Genomic DNA, 26,806 nt, shown 5'->3' with positions numbered 1-26,806 from the left:
CTCCCGAAGGGTTGTTACTCAAAAGCCCGCGCGCGGCGTTGCGAAGCCTCGCTGGGGATGACCCCAGCTTCGACTTCGCGCCTTGCTCGCGGGCTTTTGAGTGACAACGCATCCGATCCCCGCCGTGTAAACAGGCCCCTAGGCGGCCGCGGCCAGGCGGCTGGCGGCGATCAGGGGGCGGGTGAGTCGGTAGCGGGCCAGCGCTGCGGCGCCCACGGCGACCGCGTCGGCGCCGAAGCGCGAGACGGTCACCAGCGGCGGCCGCAGGCCGGCGGCGCCGGCATGGCGCTCCAGCATCTGGAAGGCGGGTTGCAGCAGGGTCGCGCCGAGCTCGACGGCGGGGCCGCCGAGCACGATGCTGCCGGGGTCGTAGGCGGCGCAGAGGTTGCCCAGCAGCATGCCGAGGTAGCGGCCCGCGCGCGCGATGGCGGCGGCGGTGTCGGCCGGGGCGTCGGCCAGCCGGCGCTGCACCTCGGCCAGGCCGGCGCCGGCCGCGTCGGCGGGCAGCATCGCGCGAAAGCCCACCAGTGCCTCGGCGCAGCCCAGGCGGCCGCAGGAGCAGGCCGGGCCGTCGAGCTGCAGCGTCGTGTGGCCGACCTCGCCGGCCAGGCCGCGCGCGCCGGTCAGCAGCCGGTCCTCGACGACGACGCCGGCCCCGACGCCCAGGCCGAGGCTCAGGTAGACCAAGGGGTCGGGCCGGCGCTCGGCGGCGAACTCCAGCTCGCCGATGACGGCCGCGTCGGCCTCGTTCTGCAGGTAGAGGGGCGCGGCCTGCAGCGCCGTGCCGCGCAGATGGCCGGCCAGCAGCCGCGCGGCGGGCAGGTCGCGCCAGCCGAGGTTGGGCGCGAAGTGCAGGTGGCCGCTGGGCTCGTCCACGCCGCCGGGCAGGCCCACGCCGATGCCGACGACCCTTTGGCTGGCGCCGTCCAGCGGCGCCTGCAGCTGCAGCAGCAGGCGCGCGAGCCGGGCCAGCGCCGCGTGCGCGTCGTGGCCGGCGTCCAGCGGGCTGCGCAGCCGCGCGAGGATGTCGCCGGTCAACGAGGTGGCGATGGCGTGCACGCCGTCCACGCCGACCTCGGCGCCCAGCAGCACGAGCCGGCCCTGGTGGATGAACAGCGGCGTTGGCCGGCGGCCCAGCTCGCCGGTGGCGACGACCTCGCGCTCCAGCAGCCAGCCCTCGTCGATCAGCTCGCGCACCAGGCCGCTGACGGTGGACTTGGTCAGCATCAGCGCCTCGGCCAGGGCCGCGCGCGACTGGCCGGGGTGGGCGCTGAGCCGCCGCACGATGGCCATGCGGTTCAGGGTCTTCAGCAGATGCTGGTCGCCGGTCAGCTGCATGGTGGGGGCGGGGTGCGGTCGGCGGCGCGTGGGCTCAAGGGGGTCTCCGGCGTGCGGCGCTAGTGGCGCGGCGGGTTTGCGGGCTTAAATGTAGCGCTACCATTTTGCTTTGCGCAAGCCTGGAATCTCTAACATCCGGGCAAAACCCGATCTGGGCAGACCGCTGCCGGCCCGGGCACTTCCAAGCCGTCGCGGCATCCGCCCGGTGCGACACTGGTTCGCGGTCTATGATTGCGCAACCAAATCGCGCCGCCGCCGGCCCGCTACATTGGCCGGATCAACACTCGAAAGACCCCTTTGAAGCCAACCGCTCGTGCCGGGCGCAGCCCCAAGGTCGCCACCATCGCCGACGTGGCGAGTCTCGCCGGGGTGTCGCCCATGACGGTGTCGCGGGTCATCAACGGCGAGCAGAACGTGCGTCCCGGCACGCGCGAGAAGGTCCAGGCCGCCGTCGCCGAGCTGAACTACGTGCCCAATCAGGCCGCCCGCCACCTGGCCGGCTCGGAGCCCATCCGCATCGGCATGCTCTACATCGACCCGACGGCCGGCTACCTCAACGAGTTCCTGATCGGCCTGCTGAACAAGGCCAGCCTGCGCCATGTGCAGCTGGTGGTGCAGCGCTGCGAGGCCGCGCGCGACGGCGAGGAGAAGCCGGTCGCCGAGATGATCGCCAACGGCATCGACGGCCTCATCCTGCCGCCGCCCTTCTGCGACTCGCAGCCCCTGCTCAAGCTGGTGGCCGACACCGGCACGCCGGCCGTCGTCGTGTCCAGCGGCATGCCGCCCGAGGCCGTCTGCGCCGTCGGCATCGACGACTACCAGGCCGCCTACGAGATGACGCGCCATCTGCTCAGCCTGGGCCACCACCGGCTGGGCTTCATCATCGGCGACCCCTACCAGAGCAGCAGCGCGCGCCGCCTCGCGGGCTTCCATGCGGCGATGGCCGATGCCGGCCTCGACATCGCCGAGGAGGAGGTCGTCGCCCAGGGCATGTTCACCTACCGCTCGGGCCTGGACGCGGCCGAGCAGCTGCTGGCGCAGGAGCGCCGGCCCACGGCCGTCTTCGCCAGCAACGACGACATGGCCGCCGCCACCGTCGCCATCGCGCACCGCCTGGGACTTGACGTGCCCAGCGACCTGACCGTCGTCGGCTTCGACGATGCGCCGCTGGCCACGACGATCTGGCCCGAGCTGACGACCGTGCGCCAGCCCATCATGGAGATGGCCGGCGCGGCCGTGGACCTGCTGGTGCGCCACATCCGCGCGCGCCGCGCCGGCGAGCCGCTGGCGCCCGAGCACGAGCTGATGGACTTCGAGCTCGTGCGTCGTCAGTCCGACGCCGCGCCGCGGCTGCGGCCGCCGCTGCGCCTGGGCGCCTCGGCCTGAGCGGCACTCGCGGCGGCCGGCCGGTTTCCTGTTTCAGCAACGCATCGGAGGGAGTTGGACATGAGGTGGACCAGCATTGCCGAGACCAGCGAACTCATCCCCTTGCCGGCCGGCTATGCCTTCAGGCAGCTGCGCCGCGAAGACGTTCCCGAGCTTGCCGCGAAGGTGCGCCAGTGGCACCCGGACATCGTCGTCGGCGCGGGCAGTTGCTATGTGCGCGAGGCGTTCTACCTGGACAAGACCTGCCTGGCCGGCGAGGCCGAGCGCGACATCTATGTGCTGCTGATCGAGTGCGCCGGGGAACTGGCGGGCATGTGGTCCTTCGAGCGCGAGGACGACGCCTTGTCCATCTACGGCCGCATCCTGATCGTCGCCCCCGAGCACCGCGGCTCGAAGGTGGCGGTCAGCTGCATGCTGGGCACGGAGCGCGTCTGCCGTGCCTGCGGCGCCGAGTTCGTCTACACGATGGCGACGCTGAAGACGCCGCATATGCAGATGGCGCTGGAGCGCGCCGGCTACCAGCTGGTCGGCTTCGCGCCGGGCTATGACCGCGAGGTCGGCCGGGACGGGCTCGTGAAGCGGGTCTACGAGGCCGTGTTCGGCAAGATCCTCGTGTCCGACGCCGAGATGCTGCGCCCCGATCCGGCCCACCTGACGCCGCGCACCCGGGCGCTGTTCGAGCTGATGTTCCCGCCGGCGGCCTAGCGCGCCGTATCAGTCGTCCGAGCCCATGAAGCCGAACAGCTGCAGCAGGCTCGTGAACAGGTTGAAGACCGACACGAACAGGCTGACCGTGGCCAGCACATAGTTGGTCTCGCCGCCGTCCACGATCTGCCGGGTCTCGAACAGGATCAGGCCCGCGGACAGCAGGGCGACGACGGCCGAGACCGCCAGCGCCAGCGCCGGGATCTCGAAGAACACGGCGGCCAGGCCGGCCAGCAGCGCGACGACCATGCCGGAGAACAGCAAGCCGCCCATCCACGACAGGTCGCGCTTGGTCGTCGTTGCATAGGCCGACAGCGCCAGGAAGACCGCGCCGGTGGCGCCCAGCGCCAGCATGACGGCCTGGCCGCCGGCAGGCATGGCCAGCGTGCGCGTGAGCAGCGGGCCCAGCGTCCAGCCCATGAAGCCGGTCAGCGCGAACACGAGGCCGACGGCGGCGCCGCGGTTCTTCAGCCTGTGGATGCCGAACAGCAGGCCGAAATAGGCCGCCAGAGTCAGGATCGGGCCTGGCGCCGGCAGCCGGAAGGCCACGGCCGCCGCGGCGACGGCGGCGCTGAGCAGCAGCGTCATGGCCAGCAGGGCATGGGTGTTGCGCAGCACGCGGTGGGCGGTGCCGCGGTCGAGCGTGGTGCCGTGGGGCAGGGCCACGGCAGCGGAGCGGGTTTGCATGGCAGACCTCCAGCTGGAAGAAACGGCGCAGCTTAGGCAGGCCATGCAGCAAATAAAAGCAGAGAATCAGGAAGCATTAATTCTGGATAACTTGCTGAGTCCGCGATGAGCCTGAGCTTCAGCTACCGCCACCTGTACTACTTCTGGGCCGTGGCCAAGGAGGGCGGCCTGACGCGCGCGGCGACCAGGCTGGGCCTGTCGGTGCAGACGGTGTCGACCCAGGTGCGCGAGCTGGAGCAGGCCCTGGGCGCGGCGCTGCTGAAGCCGGCCGGCCGGGGGGTGGCGCTGACCGAGGCCGGCAGCACGGCGCTGGACCTGGCGGAGCAGATATTCTCGCTCGGCGAGACCCTGCCCGAGCGCGTGCGCGAGGCCGTCGACGTGCCGACCCTGCGCCTGGCCGTGGGCATCTCGGACGGCCTGCCCAAGCTCGTCGCGCAGCGCCTGCTGGCCCCCATCCTCGACACGCCGCAGCTGCGCCTGCTCTGCCACGAGGACGAGTTCGACGACCTGCTCGGTGACCTGGCCCTGCACCGGCTCGACGTCGTGCTGGCCGACCGGCCCGCGCCGTCCAACCCCAATCTGCGCGTCTACAGCCATTCGCTGGGCAGCTCGCCCATCGCCTGGTATGCGCATCCGCGCTGGGCCGCGGACGCGGCGCGTGACTTTCCCGCCTCGCTGGCCGATGTGCCGCTGCTGCTGCCGACCTCGCACGCGGCGCTGCGCCCGCGCCTGGACCAGTGGCTGGCCGACCTCGGCCTGCGCCCGCGCGTGGCCGGCGAGTTCGAGGACAGCGCGCTGCTGGCGACCTTCGGCAGCGAGGGCTTGGGCGTGTTCCCGGCGGCGACGGCCGTGGACGATGCGCTGACGAGCCGCTACGGCGTCGTCAACGTCGGCCGCGCCGAGGGCCTGGCCGAGCAGTTCTACGCGGTCGGCACCGACAAGAAGATCAGCCACCCGCTGGTGCGTCGGCTGCTGCCGCAAACGGCCTGAGTCAGCCGCGCTTGCTACAGTTGACGTTTACGTCAATTAACGAGCGCCCGGCGCCCCGCCACCCGCGGGTCAGGCCTGGCGGACAGGAGACTCCACCATGAATCTGCCCGGCCTCAACTTCCAACTCGGCGAGGACATCGACGCACTGCGCGACGCGGTGCGCGCCTTTGCCGAACAAGAGATCGCGCCGCGCGCGGCCGAGATCGACCGCAGCGACCGGTTCCCGATGGACCTGTGGCGCAAGATGGGCGAACTCGGCGTGCTCGGCATCACGGTGCCCGAGCAGTACGGCGGCGCCAACATGGGCTATCTGGCCCATATGGTCGCGATGGAGGAGATCAGCCGCGCCAGCGCGTCGGTGGGCCTGTCCTATGGCGCGCACAGCAATCTGTGCGTGAACCAGATCAAGCGCAACGGCAACGACGCGCAGCGCGCCAAGTACCTGCCCAGGCTCATCAGCGGCGAGCATGTCGGCGCGCTGGCGATGAGCGAGCCGGGCGCGGGCTCCGACGTCATCAGCATGAAGCTGCGCGCCGACGACAAGGGCGGCTACTACGTCCTCAACGGCAGCAAGATGTGGATCACCAACGGCCCCGACGCCGACACGCTGGTGGTCTACGCCAAGACCGAGCCCGAGCTGGGCGCGCGCGGCGTGACGGCCTTCCTGATCGAGAAGGGCATGAAGGGCTTCTCCATCGCGCAGAAGCTCGACAAGCTCGGCATGCGTGGCTCGCACACCGGCGAGCTGGTGTTCCAGGACGTCGAGGTGCCGGCCGAGAACGTGCTGGGCACGGTGAATGGGGGTGCCAAGGTGTTGATGTCGGGCCTGGACTACGAGCGCGCCGTGCTCACCGGCGGCCCGCTGGGCATCATGCAATCGGTCATGGACAACGTCGTACCCTACATCCACGACCGCAGGCAGTTCGGCCAGAGCATCGGCGAGTTCCAGCTCATCCAGGGCAAGGTGGCCGACATGTACACCGTGCTGCAGGCCGGCCGCAGCTTCGCCTACACGGTGGCCAAGAACCTCGACATGCTGGGCGCCGAGCATGTGCGCCAGGTGCGCAAGGACTGCGCCTCGGTGATCCTGTGGTGCGCCGAGAAGGCCACCTGGATGGCCGGCGAGGGCGTGCAGATCTTCGGCGGCAACGGCTATATCAACGAGTACCCGCTGGGCCGGCTGTGGCGCGACGCCAAGCTCTACGAGATCGGCGCCGGCACCAGCGAGATCCGCCGCATGCTGATCGGCCGCGAGCTGTTTGCCGAGACCATGTAATGGTCGAGGGGACGGACAACAAGCCGCAGAGCGGCGCCGTTGCGGCGAAGGGTCATATCCGCAAAGCGGATGTGTGCCGTAGCCAAACGATGTAACCCCTGGATGAGAAAATGGCGGCATGACGACGACCAATCACGAACTGCAGGATCTGCTCGACAACAACAAGCGCTGGGCCGCGGAGACCGAGGCCGGCGAGCCGGGCTTCTTCTCGCGCCTGCTCAAGCAGCAGACGCCGCAATACCTGTGGATAGGCTGCGCCGACAGCCGCGTGCCGGCCAACGAGCTCGTCGACCTGCTGCCCGGCGAGCTGTTCGTGCACCGCAACGTCGCCAATGTCGTCGTGCACTCGGACCTGAACTGCCTGTCCGTCATGCAGTTCGCCGTCGACCAGCTCCAGGTGCGCCACATCATCATCGTCGGCCACAGCAACTGCGGCGGCGTCGTCGCGGCGCTGAAGGATCTGCGCGTGGGCCTGGTCGACAACTGGCTGCGCCATGTGCAGGACGTGCGCAATGTGCACCAGGAATGGCTGGACACGCTGCCCGGGGCCAGCCGCGTGAACGCGCTGTGCGAGCTCAACGTGCTGCACCAGGCGCGCAACGCCTGCCACACGACGGTGGTGCAGGACGCCTGGGCGCGCGGCCAGCCCGTGGTCATCCACGGCTGGGTCTACGGCCTGCACAACGGCCTGCTCAACGACCTCGCGATGACGGTGGACGACGCATCGGCCGTCGAGCCCTCGTTCAGGCGCGCGCTGGCGGCCCTGAAGGCGCGCTACCCGGCCCCGGGCGCCCCGGCCTGAAGGCGTGCCGGCGCCGGCCTTGCGCCGAACCGGCCACCCCCGCGCCCGATGACCGCCGCCGCCTTCCCTCCCAAGCTCACCGACCCGCGCGCCTTCGAGATCGCGCTGGCCCTGCTCGAAGGCTTCGACCGCCATTACCGGCTGTTCCGCGCCACGTCCGCCGAGGCCAAGGTCCGCTTCGAGCGCGGCGACTGGCAGGGCCAGCAGCGTGCGCAGGCGCTGCGCATCGAGTTCTACGACACCCGCGTCGCCGAGGCCAGTGCGCTGCTGGAGGCGCGCTTCGCGGCGTCCGGGTTGCCGATGGCGGTCTGGCAGCAGGTCAAGCTGCACTACATCGGCCTGCTGACCAACCACCACCAGCCCGAGCTGGCCGAGACCTTCTTCAACTCGGTCTGCACGCGCATCCTGCACCACGCCTACTTCCACAACGACTTCATCTTCGTGCGGCCGGCCATCTCGACCGAGTACATCGAGAACGACGAGCCCGCCGCGCTGCCGACCTACCGTGCCTACTACCCGGCGCCCGGCACGCTGCGCGACACGCTGCGGCGCGTCATCACCAACTTCCAGCTCGACGGCGAGTTCGCCCACCTGGACGCCGACGTGGACCGCGTGCTGGCCGCCGTGAAGCAGCAGCTCGGCGAGTTCCGCTGGCGCGCCAACTTCCAGCTGCAGGTGCTGTCCAGCCTGTTCTACCGCAACAAGGGCGCCTACGTCGTCGGCAAGATCATCAACGGCTTCAGCGAGACGCCGTTCGCGCTGCCCATCCTGCGGCGCGACCGGGACGGTGCGTTCTTCATCGACGCGGCGCTGTTCGGCGAGGACGACCTGCTGATGCTGTTCAGCTTCGCGCGGGCCTACTTCCTCGTCGACATGGAGGTGCCCAGCGCCTATGTGCAGTTCCTGCGCTCGATGATGCCGCGCAAGCCGCGCTCCGAGATCTATTCGGCCCTGGGCCTGCAGAAGCAGGGCAAGAACCTCTTCTACCGCGACTTCCTCTACCACCTGAAGCACAGCAGCGACAGCTTCCGCATCGCGCCGGGCATCAAGGGCATGGTCATGCTGGTGTTCGACCTGCCGAGCTGGCCCTTCGTGTTCAAGGTCATCAAGGACTTCTACCCGCCGCAGAAGGACACCAGCCGCGAACTCATCCAGAGCAAATACCTGCTCGTGAAGACCCACGACCGCGTCGGCCGCATGGCCGACACGCTGGAGTACACGCGCGTGGCCTTCCCGCGCCACCGCTTCGAGCCGGAGCTGATCGCCGAACTGCGGCACTTCTGCCCCAGCCTCGTCGAGGAGACGGGTGACGACCTCGTCATCCGCCACCTCTACATCGAGCGCCGCATGGTGCCGCTCAACATCTATCTGCAGGACGCCACGCCCGAGCAGGTGGCGCGCGTCGTCGTCGAGTACGGCAACGCGATCAAGGATCTCGTCGCGGCCAACATCTTCCCGGGCGACATGCTGTGGAAGAACTTCGGTGTGACCCGCCACGGCAAGGTCGTGTTCTACGACTACGACGAGATCGAATACCTGAGCGACTGCAACTTCCGCCGCCTGCCCGAGCCGCGCAACGAGGAGGAGGAGATGTCGGGCGAGGTCTGGTGGCCGGTGGCGCCGCGCGACGTCTTCCCCGAAACCTTCGGCCCCTTCCTGCTCGGCAACCCGCAGGTGCGCGAGAGCTTCATGCGCCACCACGCCGACCTGCTGGACGCCGGCTTCTGGCAGGCCCACAAGGAACGCATCCTGGCGGGGCATGTGCACGACGTGTTTCCGTACGACCCGGCGCGGCGGTTTGCAGCGGGTTGAGGGAAGCCGGCGTAGCGTTTGGTGTCCTGGGCCGTTGGCGAAGTAGCGGCCGGCCGTGCGTACCATCACTACGCAATGGCAGCGCTGATTGCCGCCCGCTCGACTGAGGGAGAAGCGCCATGGACAGCGATGACGACACCCCGCTCAACACCCGATTGGTCCGGGTGTATGGCCGCGTGCAAGGCGTCGGCTACCGCCATGCCTGCGTGCAGCAGGCGCTTGCGCTGGGCATCACCGGCTGGGTACGCAACCGCATGGACGACTCCGTGGAAGCGATGCTGCAGGGCACGCCACGGCAATTGGCTCTGATGTGCACCTGGATGCGCGATGACATGCCGGCGGCGCTGGTCGAGAGAATGGACACTACTGAGTTGCCGCCCCCCTTTCCAAAGTTCGATCGATTCGAGCAGCGACCGACGGCTTGACGATGTCGTGGCGCGGTCGGTGCAGACGCGCTGAAAAGGGGGGCGAACATCCGGCGGGTGCCGGCCATGCTCAGACATCGATGAATGTCAGCTTCCAGCAGACTATGCTCGTGTCCGACAGGATGGAGACGCGATCGCCCATCTCCCGCGCCCACAAATCAACATGACGAAGTCCTGGTCACGCGCTCTTATCGTCCTGCTCATCGGCTTCGCCCCTGTCCTGGCACAGCCCCAATGCGCTCGTCCGCTGCAGATACCAGTGGCACCGATCGGTTTTGCGGTCACGGTGGTCGGCCAGCAAGTCGGCGGCATTTACCCTGATCTGTTACGGGTCGAGGCGGCCAAGGCAGGCTGCACGGTCGAATTCCAGGTCGTGCCTCGCTCGCGCCAGGAGATGTTGTTCGAGATCGGCCTGGCAGACCTGCTGATTCCGGCACGACGCTCGGCGCGGCGCGACGAGTACGGCATCTTCGTTCCTATGATTCTCAGCCGTGCTGAGCTACTGTGGATGCAACCGCGTTCACTGACTGTCCATAGCCTGGCAGAGCTTCTCGATCATCGTGAACTGCGCGTTGGCGTTGTACGTGGCTATGACTACGACGCGAGCTACCAGTCGCTGCTCAAACAGCTCCTCGCGCAGAGTCGGCTGACAATGACCGCGGATCCCGTGTCGCTGGCCCGCATGCTGGACACCGGCGCAATCGATCTGGCCGTGGTCACGCCCACTGCCGTCACGGGCGCGCTGCGCGGCGACAGCAAGTGGGGCCACCTGATCGAACGCTTGCGCTCAGAGCCCGTGGAAGAGTTGTCCTGGGCCGAGAGCGGCGCCTACGTGGCGCGGCACTCTTCGTTGAATGCCGCCGATCGCCAGCGCGTGCGGGCGATGCTTCAGAACATCGACCGGTCCGGCGCGGCGTGGCGCGAATTCCAGCACTACTACCCGGAACGCAATCTGAGCGATTCGGTGCGGGCGCGTTGATTGGTCGAAGCAGGCTTCTTTCAACCTGATGCGGATATTCACTTGCGGCCATTTGCGGCTGTTCGCGACCGGCCGGTTTCAACAGCGCCTTGTCCATCGTTGCCGCATCCACGGGGGCACATCGCTGCGGGATCAACCGCGAACATGCCTAGGGCGTTGATCCGATAGCGCTTCAGAATCGCTCCTTCATGCGGCTCGTGCTTCTGTGGCAAATAGGCGAGCGTCCTGTCGACACAATGGCGAGCGACGCGCTCGGGAATGAAGCGACCAGCAGCCCGCAGACTGCGGTCGCGCTTAACGGAATCGCCTCAAGCGTACTGCGCGAGACCGTTGCCGAGGGACCAGTTCTCTTTCGCGACCTCAACAAGGTTCACAAACACGTCCTCCGGCCGGATGCCGGGGCGGTCGCGGAGCAGCTCCGCGATCCGCCGAAACAGCGCTTTCTTCTGTTCGACGGTGCGGGTGTTGTTCACCGTGATCTGGATGAATACGACATCGTCGCTGCGGGCGACGCCAAGATAAGACGCGCCATAGCGGAAGTCCGCGGCGTCATGCTCCCTGAGGGTCATGAACTCGTTGTCTTCGGGCACGTTGAATGTTTCGTGCAGCGCCCGGTAAAGGCTGTCGAAGATCGCCTGCCGGTAGGCCTCAGGCTTTCCAGCGCGTAGAGAGATGTGGGTGAGCGGCATCGCGCGTCCTTTCCATGTTGTCCTGGCCAAACGGTAAATGCCGCTAGCTATTTCAACAAACTATTGAGAGAGATATCAGAGATAATGTTCTGAAATGATGGAGCGTCCCCTCGACCTGGATGCCGTCCAGGCTTTCGTCCGCATTGCCGAGCTTGGAAGCTTTACGCGCGCGGCTGAAGCCATGCGGACGACGCAGGCCGCGGTCAGCTTGAAGCTGAAGCGGCTCGAGGAGAGGCTCGGTTTCCGGCTCGTCGAGCGGACCCCCCGGTACGTGGAGCTTTCGGCGCGAGGTGCGGCCTTCCTCGAACACGCTCGCGAACTCTTGGAGGTACACGATCGCGCGCTCGCCGCATTTGCCGGAGCCCGGCAGCGCCTCACGATTGGCATCAGCGACCATGTCGCGGGGCCGGAACTCCCCGCGCTGATCGCGCGCATGAACTCGCAAGACCCGCAGCTGTTGATCGAAATCCGGATCGGATCGTCGGGCGATCTGCTTCAAAGCTTCGACCGGCGGGAGCTCGACACGGTGATCGTCCGCCTGCATGCCGGGCGCAGCGACGGGGAAATCCTGACCGAAGAAAAGTTCGGCTGGTTCGCAGCGCCACGCTGGCAGCATCGCGCGGGCGAGCCCTTGCCGGTTGCCACGCTTGCCGAGCCCTGCGGTGTGCGTGCGTTGGCCGGGCAGTTTCTTGATGCCGCAGGCGTAGCTTGGACGGAAATTTTCGTCGGCGGTGGCGTTGCGGCGGTCGCCGCGGCCGTTATGGCCGGGCTCGGCATTGCCGCGCTAGCTCCGCGCATGCTGCCATTTGGCGCGGTTGACGTCGGCGCCAAGCTCGGGCTTCCCGATTTACCGCACTTGCCAGTTCTGCTTCACTCAAGGGGCGGCAACGGTCGAGCGCGCGATGCACTGGCCGCACTTTCAGCTGCCTTCAAAAGCGCGGTGCGCGGCTAGGGCGCAAGCTGCCACTTGCATCGAACGTTGAGCGACTGCTGATGGGCGCCGAATCCGACGGCGCCAATGACGGCAACGGGTCGGATGCAGGCATAGCCGGCCTTTCTAGACGACCAGCCGGTGACCATGAACCCGCTGCCGTCTGAAACAGGCGCCGCCGCGCAATTGCTCGGCCCTTCAGCCCTGCGTCGGCCGGAATACCCGCACGCGATGCCCGTCCGGGTCGGCCGTCACGGCCGTGAAGCCGAAGTCCATGGCCGTCGGCGCCTGCAGCACCGGCCAGCCCGAGGCCTTCCAGGCAGCGACGGCAGCGTTGACTTCGTCGTCGCTGCCGACCGTGATGCCGATCTCCGCGCCGCCGCCGCGATGCGGGCCTGTCGGCCGCACGTCGTGCGCGGCCCAGAGGCCGAGCAGGGTCTTGTCGTTGAGCATGAACATCGCGAAATTGGGGCTTTGCTCGATGGGCTCGCGGCCCAGCAGCGAGCGATAGAAGAGCACGCTCTCGGCGGGGCTGTGCACGTAGAGGATGAGGCAGTCGGGTTGCATGTCGGTCTCCGGTGTGGGTGAGCACCGCCATGCTCGGCGCCGGCTGCGACAGGACCTGTCAGCAGGCACGGCCACAATGTCGCCTCAACAGGTTTCAGACCCGCAGCACCATGACCGAACCCCGCCCCGAACTGCCCGACCATCTCAGCGTCGACCCGCGCAGCCCCCACCACGTCGCCGCCGTGTTCGAGCACGACATCGGCATCCGCTTCAACGGCAAGGAGCGCAGCGACGTCGAGGAATACTGCATCAGCGAAGGCTGGATCAAGGTGCCCGCCGGCAAGACGCTGGACCGCAAGGGCCGCCCGCTGACGATCAAGCTCAAGGGCCAGGTCGAGGCCTTCTACCGCTGAGCCGCAGGCTCAGCCCGCCCTCGGGCCGCAGCGTGACCGCCATGCGCGGCTTGGGCGCCGCGTGCCCGACGGGACTCAGCTCGAAGCGCTGCAGCAGCAGCGCCGCGATCAGCGTCATCTCCAGCACCGCGAAATGCTGGCCCAGGCAGACCCGCGGCCCGAGGCCGAAGGGGATGTAGGCGCCGCGCGGGATCTCGTCAGGGGCATCGGGCATGAAGCGCTCCGGCCGGAAGCCCTCGGGCTCGTGCGGCCACCAGCGCGGGTCGCGGTGCAGCAGCCAGGGCGTCACGCGGATCAGCGTGCGCGCCGGCAGCCGCACGCCGCCCAGCGTGATGTCGCGCGTCAGCCGCCGCGTCAGCATGGCGGCCACCGGCGGGTAGAGGCGCATCGCCTCCTTCAGCGTCGCCGACAGCAAGGGCAGGGCGCCCGCGTCGTCGGCCGTCGGCACGCGGCCGCCCAGCACGGCGTCGACCTCGGCCCGCGCCCGCGCCTGGGCCTCGGGGTGGGCGGCCAGCAGCCAGCTCCACCACAGCAGGGCCGTCGCGCTGGTCTCGTGGCCGGCCTGGAAACTCACCATGCACTGGTCGTAGACCTCCTGCGCCGACAGGGCCTCGCCGCTGGCCTCGTCGCGCAGAGTCATCAGCATGCCGAGCAGGTCGCTGCGGCTCTCGCCCCCGGTCTGCAATGACTGGCGCCGCGCGGCGATGTGGCCGGCCAGCAGGCCGTGCATCAGCCGCTGCGCGCGGCGCTTGGCGGCCTTGCCGGGCAGGGGCAGCCAGTCCGGCAGCGTGAAGGGCCAGAACATCTCGGCCAGGGCCGTCTCGCTGAGCACCTGCACCGCGTGGGCCGCCACCGCGGTGTCGTCGCCGATGGGCGTGCTGAACAGCGTGCGCGAGATGACGTCCATCGTCAGATGGCTGAACAGGCCGTCCATCGCGACCTCGCCGCCGCGCACCGCGTCCAGCCCGGCCACGGCGGCCTCGGTCATCAGCGCCGCATAGCCGGCCACGCGCCGGGGCGTGAAGGCCTGCATCAGCATGCGGCGCTGGCGTTGCCAGGTCGCGCCCTCGGTGACGAGGACGGACTGGCCCATCAGCTCTTCGAACACCTCGGGCCCGCGCTCCCAGCGCACCAGCGCGTCGGCATGCTCGACCATGACCTCGCGCAGCAGCTCGGGGTCGAACACGTCGACGCCGCGTTCGGCCAGGATGCGCTGGCCGACGAGGTCGCCCAGCGGCTGCTGCCGCGCGATGACGGCGAGGTAGTCGCGCCGCATCGCGGCGAGCACGGGCAGGCCCCACCAGCGGTCGGGGTGGGCGGGCAGGTCGTTCCAGCTCAGGCTTGTCATGGCCGCCATGCTGCGCTTGCGCGGCGGCTGCGGTCTTGAACGAATGCGACACTGACCGGCATGGACGACGCGGGCACCCGGCTCTGGCTGCCGCCGCTGGCCCTGGCCGGCTGCGTGCGCGGCGTGATGCTGCGCGACACGCGCGGCCGCGGGCTGGATGCCGTGCAGCGCGAGAACTACTTCCCCGCGACGCCGCTGGTCGCGCTGTTCTGGTGGATCGCCGGCAGCAGCGAGTGGCTCGCGACGCTGGGCTTCTCGCCGCCGCCGGCCGAGCGCCGGCATGCCAGCCTGCTGTTCGCCGGGCCCTTCACGCTGCCCACGCACACGCGCAACCCGGGCGAGATGTGCGCCTTCAAGTTGCTGCTGCTGCCGGATGCGTTCACGGCGCTGACGGGCGTCGCGGTGGATCGCCTCGTCAACCAGGTCGTCGATGCGAACAGGCGGCTGCCGCCCGACTGGCTGGCCTGGGCCGAGGCCGTTGCCGGCGCGGCCGACGACGCGGCGCGACTGGGCCTCGTCGAGGGTTTTTTGCAGCCGCGCTGGCAGGCGCTGGGCGCCCAGCGACCCGGCCACCGCTACGCCGACTGGACCGAGGCCCTGGCCGTGCGCGCCGCAACGAGCGCCGCCGGCCGCAGCCTGCGCCAACTGGAGCGCCGCATCAAGGCCTGGGCCGGCCTGCCGCTGCGCGAACTGCGCGCCGTGTCGCGTGCCGAGCGGGCCTTCCATGCGGTGGCCGCGGCCGACGGCCGGCCCGGCTTCAACTGGGCCGACATCGCTGCCGAGACCGATTACGCCGACCAGAGCCATCTGTGCCGCGAGACGCGCCGCCTGACCGGTTTCAGCCCCGAGGAACTGCGCCGCCGCATGCAGGCCGAGGAGGCCTTCTGGGCCTACCGGCTGTGGCGTTGAGTGGCCCTGCGGGCATTGAAACCCGTCCGGCCGGCCAAGGCATTGCGTCGCAATTGACGCGAACGTCAATTGATCGCGCAAAATGGCGCATCTGAACGACCCACGGAGTATTGCCATGTCCGACCCCATCGTCATCGTGTCCGCTGCCCGCACGCCCATCGGCGGCCTGCTGGGTGATTTCGCCGGCCTGGCCGGCTGGGAACTGGGCGCCGTCGCGATCAAGGCCGCGGTCGAGCGCGCCGGCGTGCCCGGCGATGCCGTCGACGAGGTGCTGATGGGCAACTGCCTGATGGCCGGCCAGGGCCAGGCCCCCGCCCGCCAGGCCATGCGCCGCGCCGGCCTGCCGGACTCGGCCGGTGCCGTCACGCTGAGCAAGATGTGCGGCTCCGGCATGCGCGCGATGATGTTCGCCCACGACATGCTGGCGGCCGGCAGCGCCGAGGTCATGGTCGCCGGCGGCATGGAGAGCATGACCAATGCGCCCCACCTGATGTTGTTCGCGCGCAAGGGCATCAAGTACGGCGCCAGCGCCGTCTACGACCACATGGCCCTGGACGGTCTGGAAGACGCCTATGAGCGCGGCAAGGCCATGGGCGTGTTCGCCGAGCAGTGCGTGGCCAAGTACGCCTTCACGCGCGAGGCCATGGACCAGTACGCCATCTCGTCCACGCAGCGCGCCAAGGCCGCCAACGAGAACGGCAGCTTCGACTGGGAGATGGCGCCCGTGACGCTGTCCAGCCCCAAGGGCGACACCGTCATCAAGTTCGACGAGCAGCCCTTCAAGGCCAAGCTCGACAAGATCCCGACGCTCAAGCCCGCGTTCAAGAAGGACGGCGCCATCACGGCGGCCACCTCGTCCAGCATTTCCGACGGCGCCGCCGCGCTGGTGCTGATGCGCGAGAGCACGGCCAGGGCGCGCGGCCTCGCGCCCATCGCCCGCATCGCCAGCCATGCGGTGCACGCCCAGGCGCCCGACTGGTTCACGACCGCCCCGGTCGGCGCCATCCAGAAGGCGCTGGCCAAGGCCGGCTGGCAGGCGGCCCAAGTCGACCTGTGGGAAGTCAACGAGGCCTTCGCCGCCGTCACGATGGCCGCGATGGCCGAGTTCAAGCTGCCGCACGACATCGTCAACGTGAACGGCGGCGCCGTGGCGCTGGGCCACCCCATCGGCGCCAGCGGCGCGCGCATCGTCGTCACGCTGCTGGGCGCGCTGAAGCAGCGCGGCCTCAAGCGCGGCATGGCGGCGCTGTGCATCGGCGGCGGCGAAGCCACGGCCCTGGCGGTGGAAATGTTTTGAGGCCTGGGTGGCTGTCGTGCTTGTGCAGGGCTACGTGGGCCGTGAGCTGCCGTCTCGCGCAGGTAGCCTGCTCGCGATCCTTGCACGGCACGGATTCGCAGCAGAGGCCAGTGAAAGATTTTCGGGCCTCACCGTCAACTTGATTCGTGGCGGGGAGCGCTGCGGCTATATCAATCAGACCGTCATTGGCCGAGGTGGGGTGGTTGGCTACAGGTTTTCGGATTGGCGTGGAAAGGCGAGCAATGGTTGCCCGTCTGAATTCGTGGACAGCCTTGTGCCAGCGTTTTGTTCCCGGTACGGCTGTGCGCCAGCTGATTTCACAACGCATCAGGTGCGTCGGGGTGGAAGGACAACCACCTACCTGATCATCACGAACCCCACGCTGGCGCTTCGAGTCCTCTTTCAGGACCATGGTCTTGCGGCCGACGAAGACCTGCTGATGGTCGAGAGTGGTGACCGATTCGTCGAGGGAGCGCTTCGGGATGTGTCCATGCAGCGCCTCGAGCGCTCCGCCAAGGCCCGCCAAGCATGTCTGGCGCATTACGGTTTCGACTGCCAAGTTTGCGGAACCAACTTGAAGCAGACTTACTGCGGCCTGCCGCTTGAGCTGATTCACGTCCACCACGAAGTTCAACTGTCCACGCGCGAAGGCGAGCATGAGGTCGACCCCGTTGCCGACTTGAAGCCTGTCTGCCCGAACTGCCACGCCGTCATTCATTCGCGGACGCCCGCCTACTCGCTGGTTGAAGTCAGGGCGATGTTGAGCGGACTGCACCTCTCCCAGGCGAGCCCGTCGGGAATTGGCTTGTGCTAGTCTTCATTACCAAGTAAGGAGCGTCGCATGACCACCGCCGCCGTGACCCTCAAAGGCCAAGTCACCATTCCCGTCGAGATCCGCCGCAAGCTCGGCTTGCGCCAGGGCAGTCGCGTCGAGTTTCGAGTGTTGGAGGATCGTGTCGAATTGGCGGTCGCACACCGACCGGGCGACCTGAACACCCAAGGATTTGGAATGCTCAAGTCCAAACGCAAGCCCGTGGCAGCTGACTTTGACGCGGCTCAGTTGCTGCGAGGTTCCAGGTGAGGGACTGCGTTGGCCTCGACACCAATGTGCTGGCGAGATATTTCGTCGAAGACGACGCCGATGCGGTGACCCAGAAACAACGAGAGGCCGCCCGGAGGCTGATCGAGTCAGGCCGCCCACTGGCTGTGGCCAAAACGGTTTTGCTGGAATTCGAGTGGGTGCTACGGGGGCACTACGAGTTGGAGCGCCGCGACGTTGGTGCTGCCATGCTGCATCTGCTGGCGCTGCCTCAGGTACGCATCGAGGACCGCGAACGGGTGTCGGCTGCGGTTGACATGCTGCTGGATGGCTTCGACTTCGCGGATGCCCTGCACCACGTCAGTTACCGCGACTGCGAGAGCGTTGCCACCTTCGACGACCGCCGCTTCGCCCGCCGTGCTCAAGCTCGGGCGTTGGTGCCTCGCATCTACATTCCTGTCTGACTGCCGTCACCATGCTTGGCACCCACGACCTCCCCCTCTTCGCCGCCACGGTCTTCATCCTGAACGCCACGCCCGGCGTCGACATGGCCTATGCGGTCGCCAGCACGCTGCGGGGCGGCTGGCGCCAGGGCGTGGCAGCGGCCCTCGGCATCATGGCCGGCTGCGTGCTGCACACGCTGGCGGCGGCCTTCGGCCTGGCGGCGCTGCTGGCCACGTCGGCCGAGGCCTTCACGGCCGTCAAGCTCGTCGGTGCCGCCTATCTGCTCTACGTCGCCTGGGGCATGGCGCGCGCTGGGCTGAGGCCGGCCTCCGCCGCGGCCGAGATCGCCGCGCCGACCTCGCCGTGGCGCACGGCCCGCCAGGGCTTCTTCACGAATGCGCTCAACCCCAAGGTGGCGCTGTTCTTCCTGGCCCTGCTGCCGCAGTTCATCGCAGTTGATGCGCCGGACAAGACGCTGGCCTTCCTCTTCCTCGGGGCCTGGTTCATCGTGCAGGGTCTGGCCTTCCTGCTCGTGCTGGTCGCGCTGGTGACCCCCTTGCGCCGCAGCCGGCCGCGGCCCTGGGTCGGGCGCGGCCTCAACCTCGGCGGCGCCGGCCTCTTCACCGTGCTGGCGGCCAAGCTGGCACTGACCAAGCCATGAACGTCCTCATCGTCGGCGCCTCGCGCGGCCTGGGCCTGGAATTCGTGCGCCAGTATCGCGCCGCGGGCGCACGCGTCACCGCGACGGCGCGCGACGATGCCGGCGAGCAGCGCATCGCCGAGCTCGGCGCCAGGCCGCTGAGGCTGGACGTCGCCGACGCGGCCAGCGCATCCGGCCTGGCCTGGCAGATCGACGGCGAGCGCTTCGACGTCGTCGTCGTCAACGCCGGCGTGTTCGGGCCGCGCGCCGATGCGCTGCAGACGCCCACCGAGGCCGATTTCGATGCCGTCATGCGCACCAATGTGCTCGGCCCCATGCGCCTGCTGCCCCAGGTCGCCGACCACCTCGCCGACGGCGCCCGCGTGGCGCTGATTTCGTCGCGCATGGGCTCCATCGGCCTGCGCACCGGCAGCAGCGGCTGGCTCTACCGCGCATCCAAGGCGGCGCTGAACTCGGTCATGAAGGACGCGTCGCTGGCCCTCGCGGCCAAGGCCACCGTCATCAGCTTCCACCCTGGCTGGGTGCGCACCGACATGGGCGGCAGCGGCGCCGACATCGACGCGCCCACCAGCATCGCCGGCATGCGCACCGTGCTGGCCAGCGTGAAGCCGGCCGACACCGGCAGCTTCTTCAACTACGACGGGCAGCGGCTGGACTTCTGACGTCGCGCCTCCCACAACAAGAACAGGAGACCTCCATGCTGTTGAGCGACGACCACCTGGCCGTCCAGGACGCCATCCGCGCCTTCGTGCAGGCCGAGATCGCCCCCCATGCGGCGGCCTGGGACAAGAACCATCACTTCCCCGCCGAGCAGCTCAAGGGCCTGGCCGCGCTGGGCTGCTATGGCGTCGCCGTGCCCACCGAGTGGGACGGCGCGGGCCTGGACTATCTCGCGCTGTCCGTCATCCTCGAGGAGATCGCGGCCGGCGACGGTGGCACGAGCACGGTGGTCAGCGTCAACAACTGCCCGGTCTGCTCCATCCTGATGGCCTTCGCCAACGACGCGCAGAAGGAACGCTTCCTGAAGCCGCTGGCGCGCGGCGACATGCTGGGCGCCTTCTGCCTGACGGAGCCCCATGTCGGCTCCGAGGCCGGCGGCCTGCGCACGACGGCCCAACGTGTCAATGATGGCGATGGCGACGACTATGTGCTGAACGGCGTCAAGCAGTTCATCACCAGCGGCAAGCATGGTGACGTGGCCATCGTGATGGCCGTGACGGACAGGACCGCCGGCAAGAAGGGCATCAGCGCCTTTCTCGTGCCGACGGACACGCCCGGCTACACGGTCGCGCGCATCGAGGAGAAGATGGGCCAGCACAGCAGCGACACGGCGCAGATCCTGTTCGAGAACTGCCGCGTGCCGGCCGCCAACCGCCTCGGCGACGAGGGCCAGGGCCTGAAGATCGCGCTGTCGGGCCTGGAGGGCGGGCGCATCGGCATCGCGTCGCAGTCGGTGGGCATGGCGCGCGCGGCCTTCGAGGCGGCGCTGCGCTACAGCAAGGAGCGGGTCACCTTCGGCGAGCCCATCTTCAACCACCAGGCGGTGCAGTTCAAGCTGGCCGAGATGGCCATGCAGATCGAGGCCGCGCGCCAGCTGATCTGGCATGCCGCCAGCCTGAAGGACGCCGGCCGGCCCTGCCTGAAGGAGGCGGCCATGGCCAAGCTGTTCGCCAGCGAGATGGCCGAGAAGGTCTGCTCCGAGGCCATCCAGATCCACGGCGGCTACGGCTATCTCAGCGACTTCCCCGTCGAGCGCATCTACCGCGACGTGCGCGTGACCCAGATCTACGAGGGCACGAGCGAGGTGCAGAAGATCCTGATCGGCCGCGCGCTGGCCTGAGCATCACCCCGGCCGCGGTGCGAACGGCGGGCGGTTCTGGCGTGAAACCTCCACGCCGCCGCGCAGCCCGCTGGGCTACATTGCTGCGCACCACCCGCAAGAGGAGACAAGCCCGATGTTCGCCAACCTGTCCATTGCCCAGCGCCTGGCCCTCTACCTGGGCCTGTCCCTCGCGCTGCAGGCCTGGGTCATCGGCGGCGTGCTCTACGGCATGCCGGCGGGCTGGCTGATCGGCGGCAGCCTGCTGCTCGGCGCGGCCATCGCCTTCGTCTACCTGGACGGCGCGAAGAGCGTCGGCGACTTCCTCGGCGACCTGCTCAGCGGCGCCCACCGCATGAGCGAGGGCGACCTGCGCGAGGACATCGTGCTGCGCGGCAACTCCAGCGCCCGCGCCGGCATGTCGGCCCTGGTGCGGCTGCAGGACACGCTGCGCAACATGATGGGCACGCTGCGCGACGGCGCCGAGCAGGTCAACACGGCGGCCAGCGAGATCGCCGCCGGCAACCTCGACCTGAGCCAGCGCACCGAGCAGGGCAGCGCCGACCTGCAGCAGGCCGCCAGCTCCATGCGCCAGATGACCGAGGCCGCCCGCCACAGCAGCGAGGCCATGGGCGAGGCCAGCGCGCTGGCGCAGACCACCTCGGCCCAGGCCCGCCAGAGCGGCGCCGTGGTGCTGAACGCGGTGGAGGCGATGAATGGCGTCAGCCAGAGCAGCCGCAAGATCGCCGACATCATCGGCGTCATCGACGGCATCGCCTTCCAGACCAATATCCTCGCGCTGAACGCGGCCGTGGAAGCGGCCCGCGCGGGCGAGCAGGGCCGCGGCTTCGCCGTCGTCGCGGCCGAGGTGCGCAGCCTGGCCCAGCGCTCGGCCGGCGCGGCCAAGGAGATCAAGACGCTGATCGGCGCCAGCGTCGAGCAGGTGGACGCCGGCTCGCGCCTCGTCAACGATGCCGGCACGCAGATGCAGGAGGTGGTGGGCAGCGTCGAGCGCGTGGCCCATCTGATCAAGGACGCCACCGAGCTGGCCCGCACCCAGAGCGCCGGCCTGCGCGAGATAGCCGATTCGGTGGACCGGCTGGACCAGTCCATGCAGCAGAACGCTGCGCTGGTGGAAGAGGGCGCGGCGGCGGCCGAGAGCCTGAAGTCCCAGGCCCACCGGCTCAACGAGCTGGTCGGCAGCTTCCGCACCCGCTGATCGACGGCGGCCTTACTTCAGCACCAGCTCGCGGATCAGTTCGCTGCCCAGCACCTCGCGCATCGGGCCGCGCTCGATGGCCGCCTTGTTCTGGGCCGCCGTGTTGCCCAGCAACTTGGCCATGACGGCCTCGGACTCGTCAATGCGGTCCAGCGCGGCCATGTTGGCGTAGGTGATGGCCAGGATCAGGTCGGGCTCCTGCGGCGTGCGGGCCTGCTTGCCGAAGATCTTGTAGCCGAGGATCAGGCCGGCCTTCTTCTGTGCCTCCATATTGGCCCGGTAGGTGGTGGACAGGAACTGCATGTAGTCGTCGAAGCGGCCCGGCTTGATCTTGATGTAGGAGACCTCGGTGACGGGGCCTTCCTTGTAGGGCTTGGTGTCCTGCGCCCAGCCGAGGGTCGCGGCACCGGCCAGCGTCAGCGCGAGGAGGATCGTAGACAGTCTCCGCATGAGGGGCTCCTTTGTGGTGTCGAGGAATTCGACCCCCTAGCTTTTAAGAGGAACGCCCGTGGCGGTGTTGCCTCGGCCGTGGCGCTCATCCACAAGCCTGGGGATGCACCCAGCCTAGATCCGGCAGTTGACCGCTTCCTACTCATCGAAAGTCTCGTCGCATCAAGGCCTTGGCGCTGGTGCGACGGTTACCACTTCGGTGGGCAACGCTGCAGGCCCGCTGGTCTGGCGTTTCGGCCCGCTGACTGCGTTGCTTCTCCTCGTGGGCAGCAGCCCACTTCGTCGGCGCGCCTTGCCAGCCGGCCGCCTCGCCAGCCCCTCGGGCCCGCCCAACTGCCGAATCTAGGCTGCTCAGCCGGCCAGCGAGCCGAAGGCCGCGCCCAGCACGGCGGCGGATGCGGCCAGCGCGTCGCGCTCGGCCGCGTCCAGCGTCGGCGCGACGACCTGCAGCGCGCCGCCCGCGCCCACCAGCGCCGGCAGCGACAGCGCCACGCCGTGGATGCCGCAGGCGCCGGCCTGCACGCGGCTGACCGGCAGCAGCCGGTGCTCGTCGTTGACGATGCAGCCGATCAGCTCGGCCGTCACCAGGCCGATGGCGTGGTTGGTGGCGCCCTTGCGCCGGATGACCTCGTAGGCCGCGCGCCGCACCTGCAGGCCGAGCGCCGCCTCATCGCCGGGCTGCCAGCCGGCCCAGTCGCGCAGCGCCATGCCGCCGACGCGCGCGCTCGACCACAGCGGCACCGACGAGTCGCCATGCTCGCCGACGACCTGGGCATGCACGGACTGCGTGGACAGGCCCAGCCGCACCGCCAGCCGCTCGCGCAGCCGCGCGCTGTCCAGCAGCGTGCCGGTGCCGATGACGCGCTCCACCGGCAGGCCGCCGGCCTCGGCCACCACGCGGGTCAGCACGTCCACCGGGTTGGTCACGACGATGACGATGCCGCCAAAGCCGGCCAGCGCCCGGCCGAAGCCGGCGGCGGCGCGGGCGTTGTCGCGCAGCAGGTCCAGCCGGCTCTCGTCCGGCCGGCCGTTGCGGCCCGCGGCCAGCACGACGATGTCGGCCTCGCGCATCCGGGCCAGCGGCACGGCGCTGACCGCGCAGCGCGGGTAGAAGGCCGCGCCGTCGGCCAGGTCCATGGCCTCGCCCTCGGCCACGTCGGCGCGCAGGTCGTGCAGCCAGAGCTCGCCGGCATGGCCGGCCAGCAGCGTCGAGAACGCGACGCTGGTGCCGACCCAGCCGGTGCCGATGATGCCGATGCTTGCCTTCATGCCGCCAGTATTGCCGTTGGCGGCGGGCGCTGTCGATTCGTCGCAAGCTGGCCGGCGCAGCCGGGCCGCCGCCCTAGCATCCGCCCCGGTTCAATCTGGGAGACGGCGACATGAGCGACGAAGTGCTGGTGGCCCGGGGCCTGCGCAAGGCCTATGGCGACAGGGTGGCGGTGCAGGAGGTCGGCCTCGTGCTGCGCGCGGGCGAGGTGCTGGGCCTGCTCGGCCCCAATGGCGCGGGCAAGTCGACGACGGTGGGCATGATCTGCGGCCTGACCGTGCCGGACGCGGGCACGGTCACGCTGTCCGGCGGCGTCGGCCTCGCCAGCGACGCGGTCGGCTACAAGCGCCGCATCGGCCTCGTGCCGCAGGACATCGCGCTGTACGAGGAACTGCCGGCGCGCATGAACGTCGAGCTGTTCGGCGCGCTCTACGGCATGGCGCCGGCCCTGCTGAGGCGCCGCGCCGGCGAGGTGCTGGACATGGTGGGCCTCGCCGACCGCGCCCGCGACAAGCCCGCCACCTTCTCCGGCGGCATGAAGCGGCGGCTGAACATCGCCTGCGCGCTGGTGCACGATCCCGAGATCCTGCTGCTCGACGAGCCCACGGCCGGCGTCGACCCGCAGAGCCGCAACGCCATCTTCGACAACCTGGTGAGGCTCAAGCGCGCGGGCAAGGCCCTGGTCTACACGACGCACTACATGGAAGAGGCCGAGCGCCTGGCCGATCGCATCACCATCATCGACCACGGCCGTGTCGTGGCCGAGGGCACGCAGGCCCAGCTCTTCGCGCGGCTGCCGGCCGCGCAGACCCTGCATGTCGAGATCGACGGCGAGCCCGACGACGCGCTGCTCAGCGGCCTGCCCGGCGTGCAGCGCGTCGGCCAGCGGCTGGACATCAGCGTCGGCGACATCGGCAGCGATGCCGGCCCCCTGCTCGCGGCCCTGGCCCGGCGCGGCATCGCCGTGCGCGGCCTGGCCTCGGCCCGCGCCACGCTCGAAGACGTCTTCCTGCAACTCACCGGCCGCGCACTCCGCGACTGAAGAGGACTCCGACATGCAAGCCTTGCTCGCCCTCGTCCGTGCAGAGATCAAGCTGCACTTTTCCAACCGCCGCGCGGTGCTGATGAGCATCGTCGCGCCCATCCTCATCGCGGCCTTCTTCGACAGCCTGTTCGGCGGCTCGTCCAAGCCGGCCGGCATCGCGGTCGGCGTCGTCGACCTGGACCACAGCCCGCTGTCGCAGCGCGTCGTCGCCGCGCTGCAGGCCGAGGCCACGCTCAAGACCACCGTCACCGACGCGGCCGACGCGCTGGCCCAGGTGCGCGCGGGCAAGCTGCGCGCCGTGGCCATCCTGCCGCGGGGCCTGGGCCGGCAGGCGCCCGGCGCGATGTTCGGCGGCGCCGACAAGCCCGAGATCGCGCTGCACTACGACCCCTCGCAGGCCAGCGCGCTGGCCATCGTGCGCGGCCTGCTCGCGCAGACGCTGATGCAGGAAGTCAGCCGCGCCACCTTCGGCGCCAACAGCCCCGTGCTGGCCGACCTGAAGCAGCAGGTCGAGCAGGCCCGGGACCTGGATCCCGAACGCCGCGCCGCCCTGGCCCGCATGTTCGACGGCATCGCCGCCGTGCAGCAGCGCGAGGCCGCCCAGCCCCAGGCCCAGGCCGCATCGGCGCCGCGGGCCGGTGGTCTGTCCCTGCCCTACACGACGCGCGAGATCGAGGCCGTGCAGTCCGGCGCCAATGCCGCGCCCGTGGCCTACAACAGCTATGCCCACTCCTTTGCCGGCATGGGCGTGCAGTTCATCCTGATGGCCGGCATCGACATGGCCCTGGGCCTGCTGCTGATGCGCCGCCTGGGCCTGTGGAAGCGGCTGCGCGCGGCGCCCTTGTCGCGCGCCCAGCTGCTGGGCAGCCGCATCGTCGCCAGCGCACTGATCTCGCTGATCGTCTTCGCGGTGCTCTATGCGGTCGCCATCGCCGGCTTCGGCGTGCGCGTGCTCGGCAGCCCGGCGGGCCTCGTGCTGGTGCTGGTCTGCTTCGCGCTGCTGACGGCCAGCTTCGGCCTGCTCGTCGCGGCCCTGGGCCGCACACCCGAGGCCACGCGCGGCCTCGCCATCCTGGCCACGCTGCTGATGGTCATGCTCGGCGGCGCCTGGGTGCCGGCCTTCATCTTCCCGGACTGGCTGCAGACCCTGTCCTTCGCCGTGCCCACGCGCTGGGCCGTGGACGCGCTGGACGCGATGACCTGGCGCGGCCAGGGCTTCACGGCAGCCCTGCTGCCCAGCGCCGTGATGCTGGGCTTCAGCGCGGTGTTCGCGGGGGTGGCGGTTTGGAGGTTCAGGTGGGAGGAGTGAGGGGCGGCTTCGGGCTGAGAGCAGTCGGCCGTGTCAGGCCTCGCGGCGGGCTGTTTTCAACCCAGTGCGGTCGTCGGCGCCTGTGACTTGGTTGCACCGAAACGATTGCTCAGCGTTCAAGCTAGCCGGCCCGCTACGACGAGTGCCTTAGCGGGCCGGTTGTGTTAGCCCTCTGCCGAAACGTACGGGAAGAACTTTGAAATGGAGCGCAGCAGAAGAACGGGGAACTTGTTCTCGAACGCCGATAGGTATTTTCTCGTAATCAGGGAGATGTCTGATCGCACTTCATTCAAGAGAACGTCACCCCAATGATCGGGCGAGTAACGCATGATGTTGCTGAAAATATTGGTAAGCAGAAAGTGCAAACATGTCTCCGGCATGACGACAGGGAAGAACGGATTTTCGATGTACCAGAAACGACCTCGAATATCTGTATAAATCGTCGCGCGGCATTTGTGGGCGTCTGCGATAGGAAAGGTCACAACGAACTTGCCGTGCCGCTCGCTCACATCTGCTCCAGGAAATGACTGGGCAACGTCGTCAGCAGCTGGACGAGCCTCTCCATCTCCGACTTGCAACTCCCACTTCACGTTTCTCGGATCCTTTGTCGTCGATATTTCTAGTGGATAGGTTCTAGATGGTCGACCAGTGACCAATGTGTAGTACTCCCGAATCTCAGGGATCATGCTTAGCAGCGTCCCGCACGACGCAGTGTAGCGATTGTTAAAAAACGCCAGAATTGACGCTTCGTTGTCTTGGAAAAAGTCAACTTGCCGGCCAAAGACCTGTGTAGTTGGGAATGCAGCGAACAGATCGCTGAAGGTACCCTGTGGCATGTCGCCACCAAACTGTGTCTTGATATCGTTGGGCAGGTAGTTGATGCCGTGCGATCCTGGCAAATTCTCCAGCGAATATCTGATTGGATTGTTGAGAATTACAACGACGTATGAGTATGCTGTCAGTGCGTAAAAGAAGTTTAGCGGCTTGACCATTAGGCTGCCCGCGAGGCCGGACGTATAAAGTTCTCGGCCCTGTCGCATGCAGTTCTTGAGGCGGGTC

Annotated in this window: 29 protein-coding genes; 21 read left to right on the top strand and 8 right to left on the bottom strand. The window is 68.7% G+C overall.

The window, feature by feature from the left end:
* Positions 1-138 precede the first annotated feature (138 nt).
* A complete protein-coding gene (locus tag NYP07_RS17970) occupies positions 139-1,338 on the bottom strand; it encodes an ROK family transcriptional regulator (RefSeq protein ID WP_268152903.1) in 1,200 nt (399 codons plus the stop codon).
* 297 nt (positions 1,339-1,635) lie between these two features.
* Between NYP07_RS17970 and NYP07_RS17965 the strand changes: the two genes are divergently transcribed.
* Together NYP07_RS17965 and NYP07_RS17960 are read left to right on the top strand one after the other, a co-directional pair.
* Positions 1,636-2,724 (top strand): LacI family DNA-binding transcriptional regulator, encoded by a 1,089-nt coding sequence (locus NYP07_RS17965; RefSeq protein ID WP_268152901.1) that lies wholly within the window; start codon positions 1,636-1,638, stop codon positions 2,722-2,724.
* Positions 2,725-2,784: 60 nt separating this feature from the next.
* Positions 2,785-3,429: a GNAT family N-acetyltransferase gene (locus NYP07_RS17960; protein WP_268152899.1), complete on the top strand. Its 645-nt coding sequence runs from the start codon at positions 2,785-2,787 to the stop codon at positions 3,427-3,429.
* A 9-nt stretch (positions 3,430-3,438) separates the two neighbouring features.
* Here NYP07_RS17960 and NYP07_RS17955 read toward each other — a convergent pair whose 3' ends face one another.
* A complete protein-coding gene (locus NYP07_RS17955) occupies positions 3,439-4,116 on the bottom strand; it encodes a Bax inhibitor-1/YccA family protein (protein ID WP_268152897.1) in 678 nt (225 codons plus the stop codon).
* Positions 4,117-4,221: 105 nt separating this feature from the next.
* On the opposite strand from NYP07_RS17955, the gene NYP07_RS17950 reads away from it, so the two are divergent.
* The 6 genes from NYP07_RS17950 to NYP07_RS17925 all read left to right on the top strand — a co-directional run bounded on the left by NYP07_RS17950 (position 4,222) and on the right by NYP07_RS17925 (position 10,400).
* Positions 4,222-5,106, top strand: a complete 885-nt coding sequence (locus NYP07_RS17950) for a LysR family transcriptional regulator (RefSeq protein WP_268152895.1) — start codon at positions 4,222-4,224, stop codon at positions 5,104-5,106.
* Positions 5,107-5,203: 97 nt separating this feature from the next.
* Positions 5,204-6,382: an isovaleryl-CoA dehydrogenase gene (locus tag NYP07_RS17945; protein WP_268152893.1), complete on the top strand. Its 1,179-nt coding sequence runs from the start codon at positions 5,204-5,206 to the stop codon at positions 6,380-6,382.
* A 118-nt stretch (positions 6,383-6,500) separates the two neighbouring features.
* A complete protein-coding gene (can, locus tag NYP07_RS17940) occupies positions 6,501-7,184 on the top strand; it encodes a carbonate dehydratase (protein WP_268152892.1) in 684 nt (227 codons plus the stop codon).
* Between the two features lie 48 nt (positions 7,185-7,232).
* Positions 7,233-8,996, top strand: a complete 1,764-nt coding sequence (gene aceK, locus NYP07_RS17935) for a bifunctional isocitrate dehydrogenase kinase/phosphatase (RefSeq protein WP_268152890.1) — start codon at positions 7,233-7,235, stop codon at positions 8,994-8,996.
* A 119-nt stretch (positions 8,997-9,115) separates the two neighbouring features.
* On the top strand, positions 9,116-9,421 hold the full coding sequence (locus NYP07_RS17930; RefSeq protein ID WP_268152888.1) for an acylphosphatase: 306 nt from the start codon (positions 9,116-9,118) through the stop codon (positions 9,419-9,421).
* Between the two features lie 163 nt (positions 9,422-9,584).
* Positions 9,585-10,400 (top strand): substrate-binding periplasmic protein, encoded by an 816-nt coding sequence (locus NYP07_RS17925; protein WP_268152886.1) that lies wholly within the window; start codon positions 9,585-9,587, stop codon positions 10,398-10,400.
* Positions 10,401-10,708: 308 nt separating this feature from the next.
* Here NYP07_RS17925 and NYP07_RS17920 read toward each other — a convergent pair whose 3' ends face one another.
* Positions 10,709-11,089 carry a tautomerase family protein gene (locus NYP07_RS17920; RefSeq protein WP_268152884.1) on the bottom strand — a complete coding sequence of 127 codons (381 nt, stop codon included), beginning with the start codon at positions 11,087-11,089 and terminating at the stop codon, positions 10,709-10,711.
* Between the two features lie 94 nt (positions 11,090-11,183).
* Between NYP07_RS17920 and NYP07_RS17915 the strand changes: the two genes are divergently transcribed.
* Positions 11,184-12,041, top strand: a complete 858-nt coding sequence (locus NYP07_RS17915) for a LysR family transcriptional regulator (protein ID WP_268152882.1) — start codon at positions 11,184-11,186, stop codon at positions 12,039-12,041.
* 177 nt (positions 12,042-12,218) lie between these two features.
* Here NYP07_RS17915 and NYP07_RS17910 read toward each other — a convergent pair whose 3' ends face one another.
* Positions 12,219-12,587 carry a VOC family protein gene (locus NYP07_RS17910; RefSeq protein WP_268152880.1) on the bottom strand — a complete coding sequence of 123 codons (369 nt, stop codon included), beginning with the start codon at positions 12,585-12,587 and terminating at the stop codon, positions 12,219-12,221.
* Positions 12,588-12,697: 110 nt separating this feature from the next.
* On the opposite strand from NYP07_RS17910, the gene NYP07_RS17905 reads away from it, so the two are divergent.
* The gene (locus tag NYP07_RS17905) at positions 12,698-12,940 is read left to right on the top strand and encodes a DUF3297 family protein (RefSeq protein WP_268152878.1); all 243 of its coding nucleotides are present in this window, start codon (positions 12,698-12,700) and stop codon (positions 12,938-12,940) included.
* Here NYP07_RS17905 and NYP07_RS17900 read toward each other — a convergent pair.
* Positions 12,909-14,288: a cytochrome P450 gene (locus NYP07_RS17900; RefSeq protein WP_268152876.1), complete on the bottom strand. Its 1,380-nt coding sequence runs from the start codon at positions 14,286-14,288 to the stop codon at positions 12,909-12,911. The genes NYP07_RS17905 and NYP07_RS17900 overlap by 32 nt on opposite strands.
* A gap of 60 nt (positions 14,289-14,348) precedes the next feature.
* On the opposite strand from NYP07_RS17900, the gene NYP07_RS17895 reads away from it, so the two are divergent.
* The 9 genes from NYP07_RS17895 to NYP07_RS17855 all read left to right on the top strand — a co-directional run bounded on the left by NYP07_RS17895 (position 14,349) and on the right by NYP07_RS17855 (position 21,676).
* A complete protein-coding gene (locus tag NYP07_RS17895) occupies positions 14,349-15,197 on the top strand; it encodes an AraC family transcriptional regulator (RefSeq protein WP_268152874.1) in 849 nt (282 codons plus the stop codon).
* Positions 15,198-15,312: 115 nt separating this feature from the next.
* A complete protein-coding gene (locus tag NYP07_RS17890; protein WP_268152872.1) occupies positions 15,313-16,494 on the top strand; it encodes an acetyl-CoA C-acyltransferase in 1,182 nt (393 codons plus the stop codon).
* Positions 16,495-16,501: 7 nt separating this feature from the next.
* Complete coding sequence (locus NYP07_RS24065; protein ID WP_268152870.1) at positions 16,502-17,308, top strand: HNH endonuclease; 807 nt, start codon at positions 16,502-16,504, stop codon at positions 17,306-17,308.
* Positions 17,309-17,335: 27 nt separating this feature from the next.
* Positions 17,336-17,575 (top strand): AbrB/MazE/SpoVT family DNA-binding domain-containing protein, encoded by a 240-nt coding sequence (locus NYP07_RS17880; protein ID WP_268152868.1) that lies wholly within the window; start codon positions 17,336-17,338, stop codon positions 17,573-17,575.
* On the top strand, positions 17,572-17,997 hold the full coding sequence (locus tag NYP07_RS17875; protein WP_268152866.1) for a type II toxin-antitoxin system VapC family toxin: 426 nt from the start codon (positions 17,572-17,574) through the stop codon (positions 17,995-17,997). Before NYP07_RS17880 ends, NYP07_RS17875 begins: the two co-directional genes overlap by 4 nt.
* A gap of 11 nt (positions 17,998-18,008) precedes the next feature.
* Positions 18,009-18,638 carry a LysE family translocator gene (locus NYP07_RS17870; protein ID WP_268152864.1) on the top strand — a complete coding sequence of 210 codons (630 nt, stop codon included), beginning with the start codon at positions 18,009-18,011 and terminating at the stop codon, positions 18,636-18,638.
* Positions 18,635-19,300 (top strand): SDR family oxidoreductase, encoded by a 666-nt coding sequence (locus NYP07_RS17865; RefSeq protein WP_268152862.1) that lies wholly within the window; start codon positions 18,635-18,637, stop codon positions 19,298-19,300. The genes NYP07_RS17870 and NYP07_RS17865 overlap by 4 nt, the downstream gene beginning before the upstream one ends.
* Before the next feature lie 35 nt (positions 19,301-19,335).
* Positions 19,336-20,478: an acyl-CoA dehydrogenase family protein gene (locus NYP07_RS17860; RefSeq protein WP_268152860.1), complete on the top strand. Its 1,143-nt coding sequence runs from the start codon at positions 19,336-19,338 to the stop codon at positions 20,476-20,478.
* A gap of 115 nt (positions 20,479-20,593) precedes the next feature.
* Entirely contained in the window at positions 20,594-21,676 is a 1,083-nt protein-coding gene (locus NYP07_RS17855) for a methyl-accepting chemotaxis protein (RefSeq protein ID WP_268152858.1), read from the top strand.
* 12 nt (positions 21,677-21,688) lie between these two features.
* On the opposite strand, the gene NYP07_RS17850 is transcribed toward NYP07_RS17855, so the two are convergent.
* Together NYP07_RS17850 and NYP07_RS17845 are read right to left on the bottom strand one after the other, a co-directional pair.
* Complete coding sequence (locus NYP07_RS17850) at positions 21,689-22,126, bottom strand: hypothetical protein (protein ID WP_268152856.1); 438 nt, start codon at positions 22,124-22,126, stop codon at positions 21,689-21,691.
* Positions 22,127-22,477: 351 nt separating this feature from the next.
* Positions 22,478-23,395 carry a lactate/malate family dehydrogenase gene (locus NYP07_RS17845; RefSeq protein ID WP_268152854.1) on the bottom strand — a complete coding sequence of 306 codons (918 nt, stop codon included), beginning with the start codon at positions 23,393-23,395 and terminating at the stop codon, positions 22,478-22,480.
* Positions 23,396-23,505: 110 nt separating this feature from the next.
* On the opposite strand from NYP07_RS17845, the gene NYP07_RS17840 reads away from it, so the two are divergent.
* Both NYP07_RS17840 and NYP07_RS17835 read left to right on the top strand, forming a co-directional pair.
* The gene (locus tag NYP07_RS17840) at positions 23,506-24,435 is read left to right on the top strand and encodes an ABC transporter ATP-binding protein (RefSeq protein ID WP_268152851.1); all 930 of its coding nucleotides are present in this window, start codon (positions 23,506-23,508) and stop codon (positions 24,433-24,435) included.
* A gap of 13 nt (positions 24,436-24,448) precedes the next feature.
* On the top strand, positions 24,449-25,747 hold the full coding sequence (locus NYP07_RS17835; RefSeq protein ID WP_268152849.1) for an ABC transporter permease: 1,299 nt from the start codon (positions 24,449-24,451) through the stop codon (positions 25,745-25,747).
* 164 nt (positions 25,748-25,911) lie between these two features.
* Here NYP07_RS17835 and NYP07_RS17830 read toward each other — a convergent pair.
* Positions 25,912-26,806: YaaC family protein (locus NYP07_RS17830; protein WP_268152847.1), on the bottom strand; the 895-nt coding region annotated here is incomplete at its 5' end.

Source organism: Pelomonas aquatica (assembly GCF_026712205.1).
In the GTDB taxonomy this organism is placed as follows: domain Bacteria; phylum Pseudomonadota; class Gammaproteobacteria; order Burkholderiales; family Burkholderiaceae_C; genus Pelomonas; species Pelomonas aquatica.
This window is presented reverse-complemented; position numbering and strand designations above follow the sequence as displayed.

Coding starts and splice junctions, on each gene's coding strand:
- NYP07_RS17955 (WP_268152897.1), bottom strand. CDS start 4,116: ATGCAAACCCGCTCCGCTGCCGTGGCCCTGCCCCACGGCACCACGCTC.
- NYP07_RS17890 (WP_268152872.1), top strand. CDS start 15,313: ATGTCCGACCCCATCGTCATCGTGTCCGCTGCCCGCACGCCCATCGGC.
- NYP07_RS17880 (WP_268152868.1), top strand. CDS start 17,336: ATGACCACCGCCGCCGTGACCCTCAAAGGCCAAGTCACCATTCCCGTC.
- NYP07_RS17910 (WP_268152880.1), bottom strand. CDS start 12,587: ATGCAACCCGACTGCCTCATCCTCTACGTGCACAGCCCCGCCGAGAGC.
- NYP07_RS17905 (WP_268152878.1), top strand. CDS start 12,698: ATGACCGAACCCCGCCCCGAACTGCCCGACCATCTCAGCGTCGACCCG.
- NYP07_RS17920 (WP_268152884.1), bottom strand. CDS start 11,089: ATGCCGCTCACCCACATCTCTCTACGCGCTGGAAAGCCTGAGGCCTAC.
- can (WP_268152892.1), top strand. CDS start 6,501: ATGACGACGACCAATCACGAACTGCAGGATCTGCTCGACAACAACAAG.
- NYP07_RS17945 (WP_268152893.1), top strand. CDS start 5,204: ATGAATCTGCCCGGCCTCAACTTCCAACTCGGCGAGGACATCGACGCA.
- NYP07_RS17850 (WP_268152856.1), bottom strand. CDS start 22,126: ATGCGGAGACTGTCTACGATCCTCCTCGCGCTGACGCTGGCCGGTGCC.
- NYP07_RS17950 (WP_268152895.1), top strand. CDS start 4,222: ATGAGCCTGAGCTTCAGCTACCGCCACCTGTACTACTTCTGGGCCGTG.
- NYP07_RS17925 (WP_268152886.1), top strand. CDS start 9,585: ATGACGAAGTCCTGGTCACGCGCTCTTATCGTCCTGCTCATCGGCTTC.
- NYP07_RS17860 (WP_268152860.1), top strand. CDS start 19,336: ATGCTGTTGAGCGACGACCACCTGGCCGTCCAGGACGCCATCCGCGCC.
- NYP07_RS17845 (WP_268152854.1), bottom strand. CDS start 23,395: ATGAAGGCAAGCATCGGCATCATCGGCACCGGCTGGGTCGGCACCAGC.
- NYP07_RS17930 (WP_268152888.1), top strand. CDS start 9,116: ATGGACAGCGATGACGACACCCCGCTCAACACCCGATTGGTCCGGGTG.
- NYP07_RS17915 (WP_268152882.1), top strand. CDS start 11,184: ATGATGGAGCGTCCCCTCGACCTGGATGCCGTCCAGGCTTTCGTCCGC.
- NYP07_RS17870 (WP_268152864.1), top strand. CDS start 18,009: ATGCTTGGCACCCACGACCTCCCCCTCTTCGCCGCCACGGTCTTCATC.
- NYP07_RS17855 (WP_268152858.1), top strand. CDS start 20,594: ATGTTCGCCAACCTGTCCATTGCCCAGCGCCTGGCCCTCTACCTGGGC.
- NYP07_RS17895 (WP_268152874.1), top strand. CDS start 14,349: ATGGACGACGCGGGCACCCGGCTCTGGCTGCCGCCGCTGGCCCTGGCC.
- aceK (WP_268152890.1), top strand. CDS start 7,233: ATGACCGCCGCCGCCTTCCCTCCCAAGCTCACCGACCCGCGCGCCTTC.
- NYP07_RS17835 (WP_268152849.1), top strand. CDS start 24,449: ATGCAAGCCTTGCTCGCCCTCGTCCGTGCAGAGATCAAGCTGCACTTT.
- NYP07_RS17970 (WP_268152903.1), bottom strand. CDS start 1,338: ATGCAGCTGACCGGCGACCAGCATCTGCTGAAGACCCTGAACCGCATG.
- NYP07_RS17865 (WP_268152862.1), top strand. CDS start 18,635: ATGAACGTCCTCATCGTCGGCGCCTCGCGCGGCCTGGGCCTGGAATTC.
- NYP07_RS17960 (WP_268152899.1), top strand. CDS start 2,785: ATGAGGTGGACCAGCATTGCCGAGACCAGCGAACTCATCCCCTTGCCG.
- NYP07_RS17900 (WP_268152876.1), bottom strand. CDS start 14,288: ATGACAAGCCTGAGCTGGAACGACCTGCCCGCCCACCCCGACCGCTGG.
- NYP07_RS17840 (WP_268152851.1), top strand. CDS start 23,506: ATGAGCGACGAAGTGCTGGTGGCCCGGGGCCTGCGCAAGGCCTATGGC.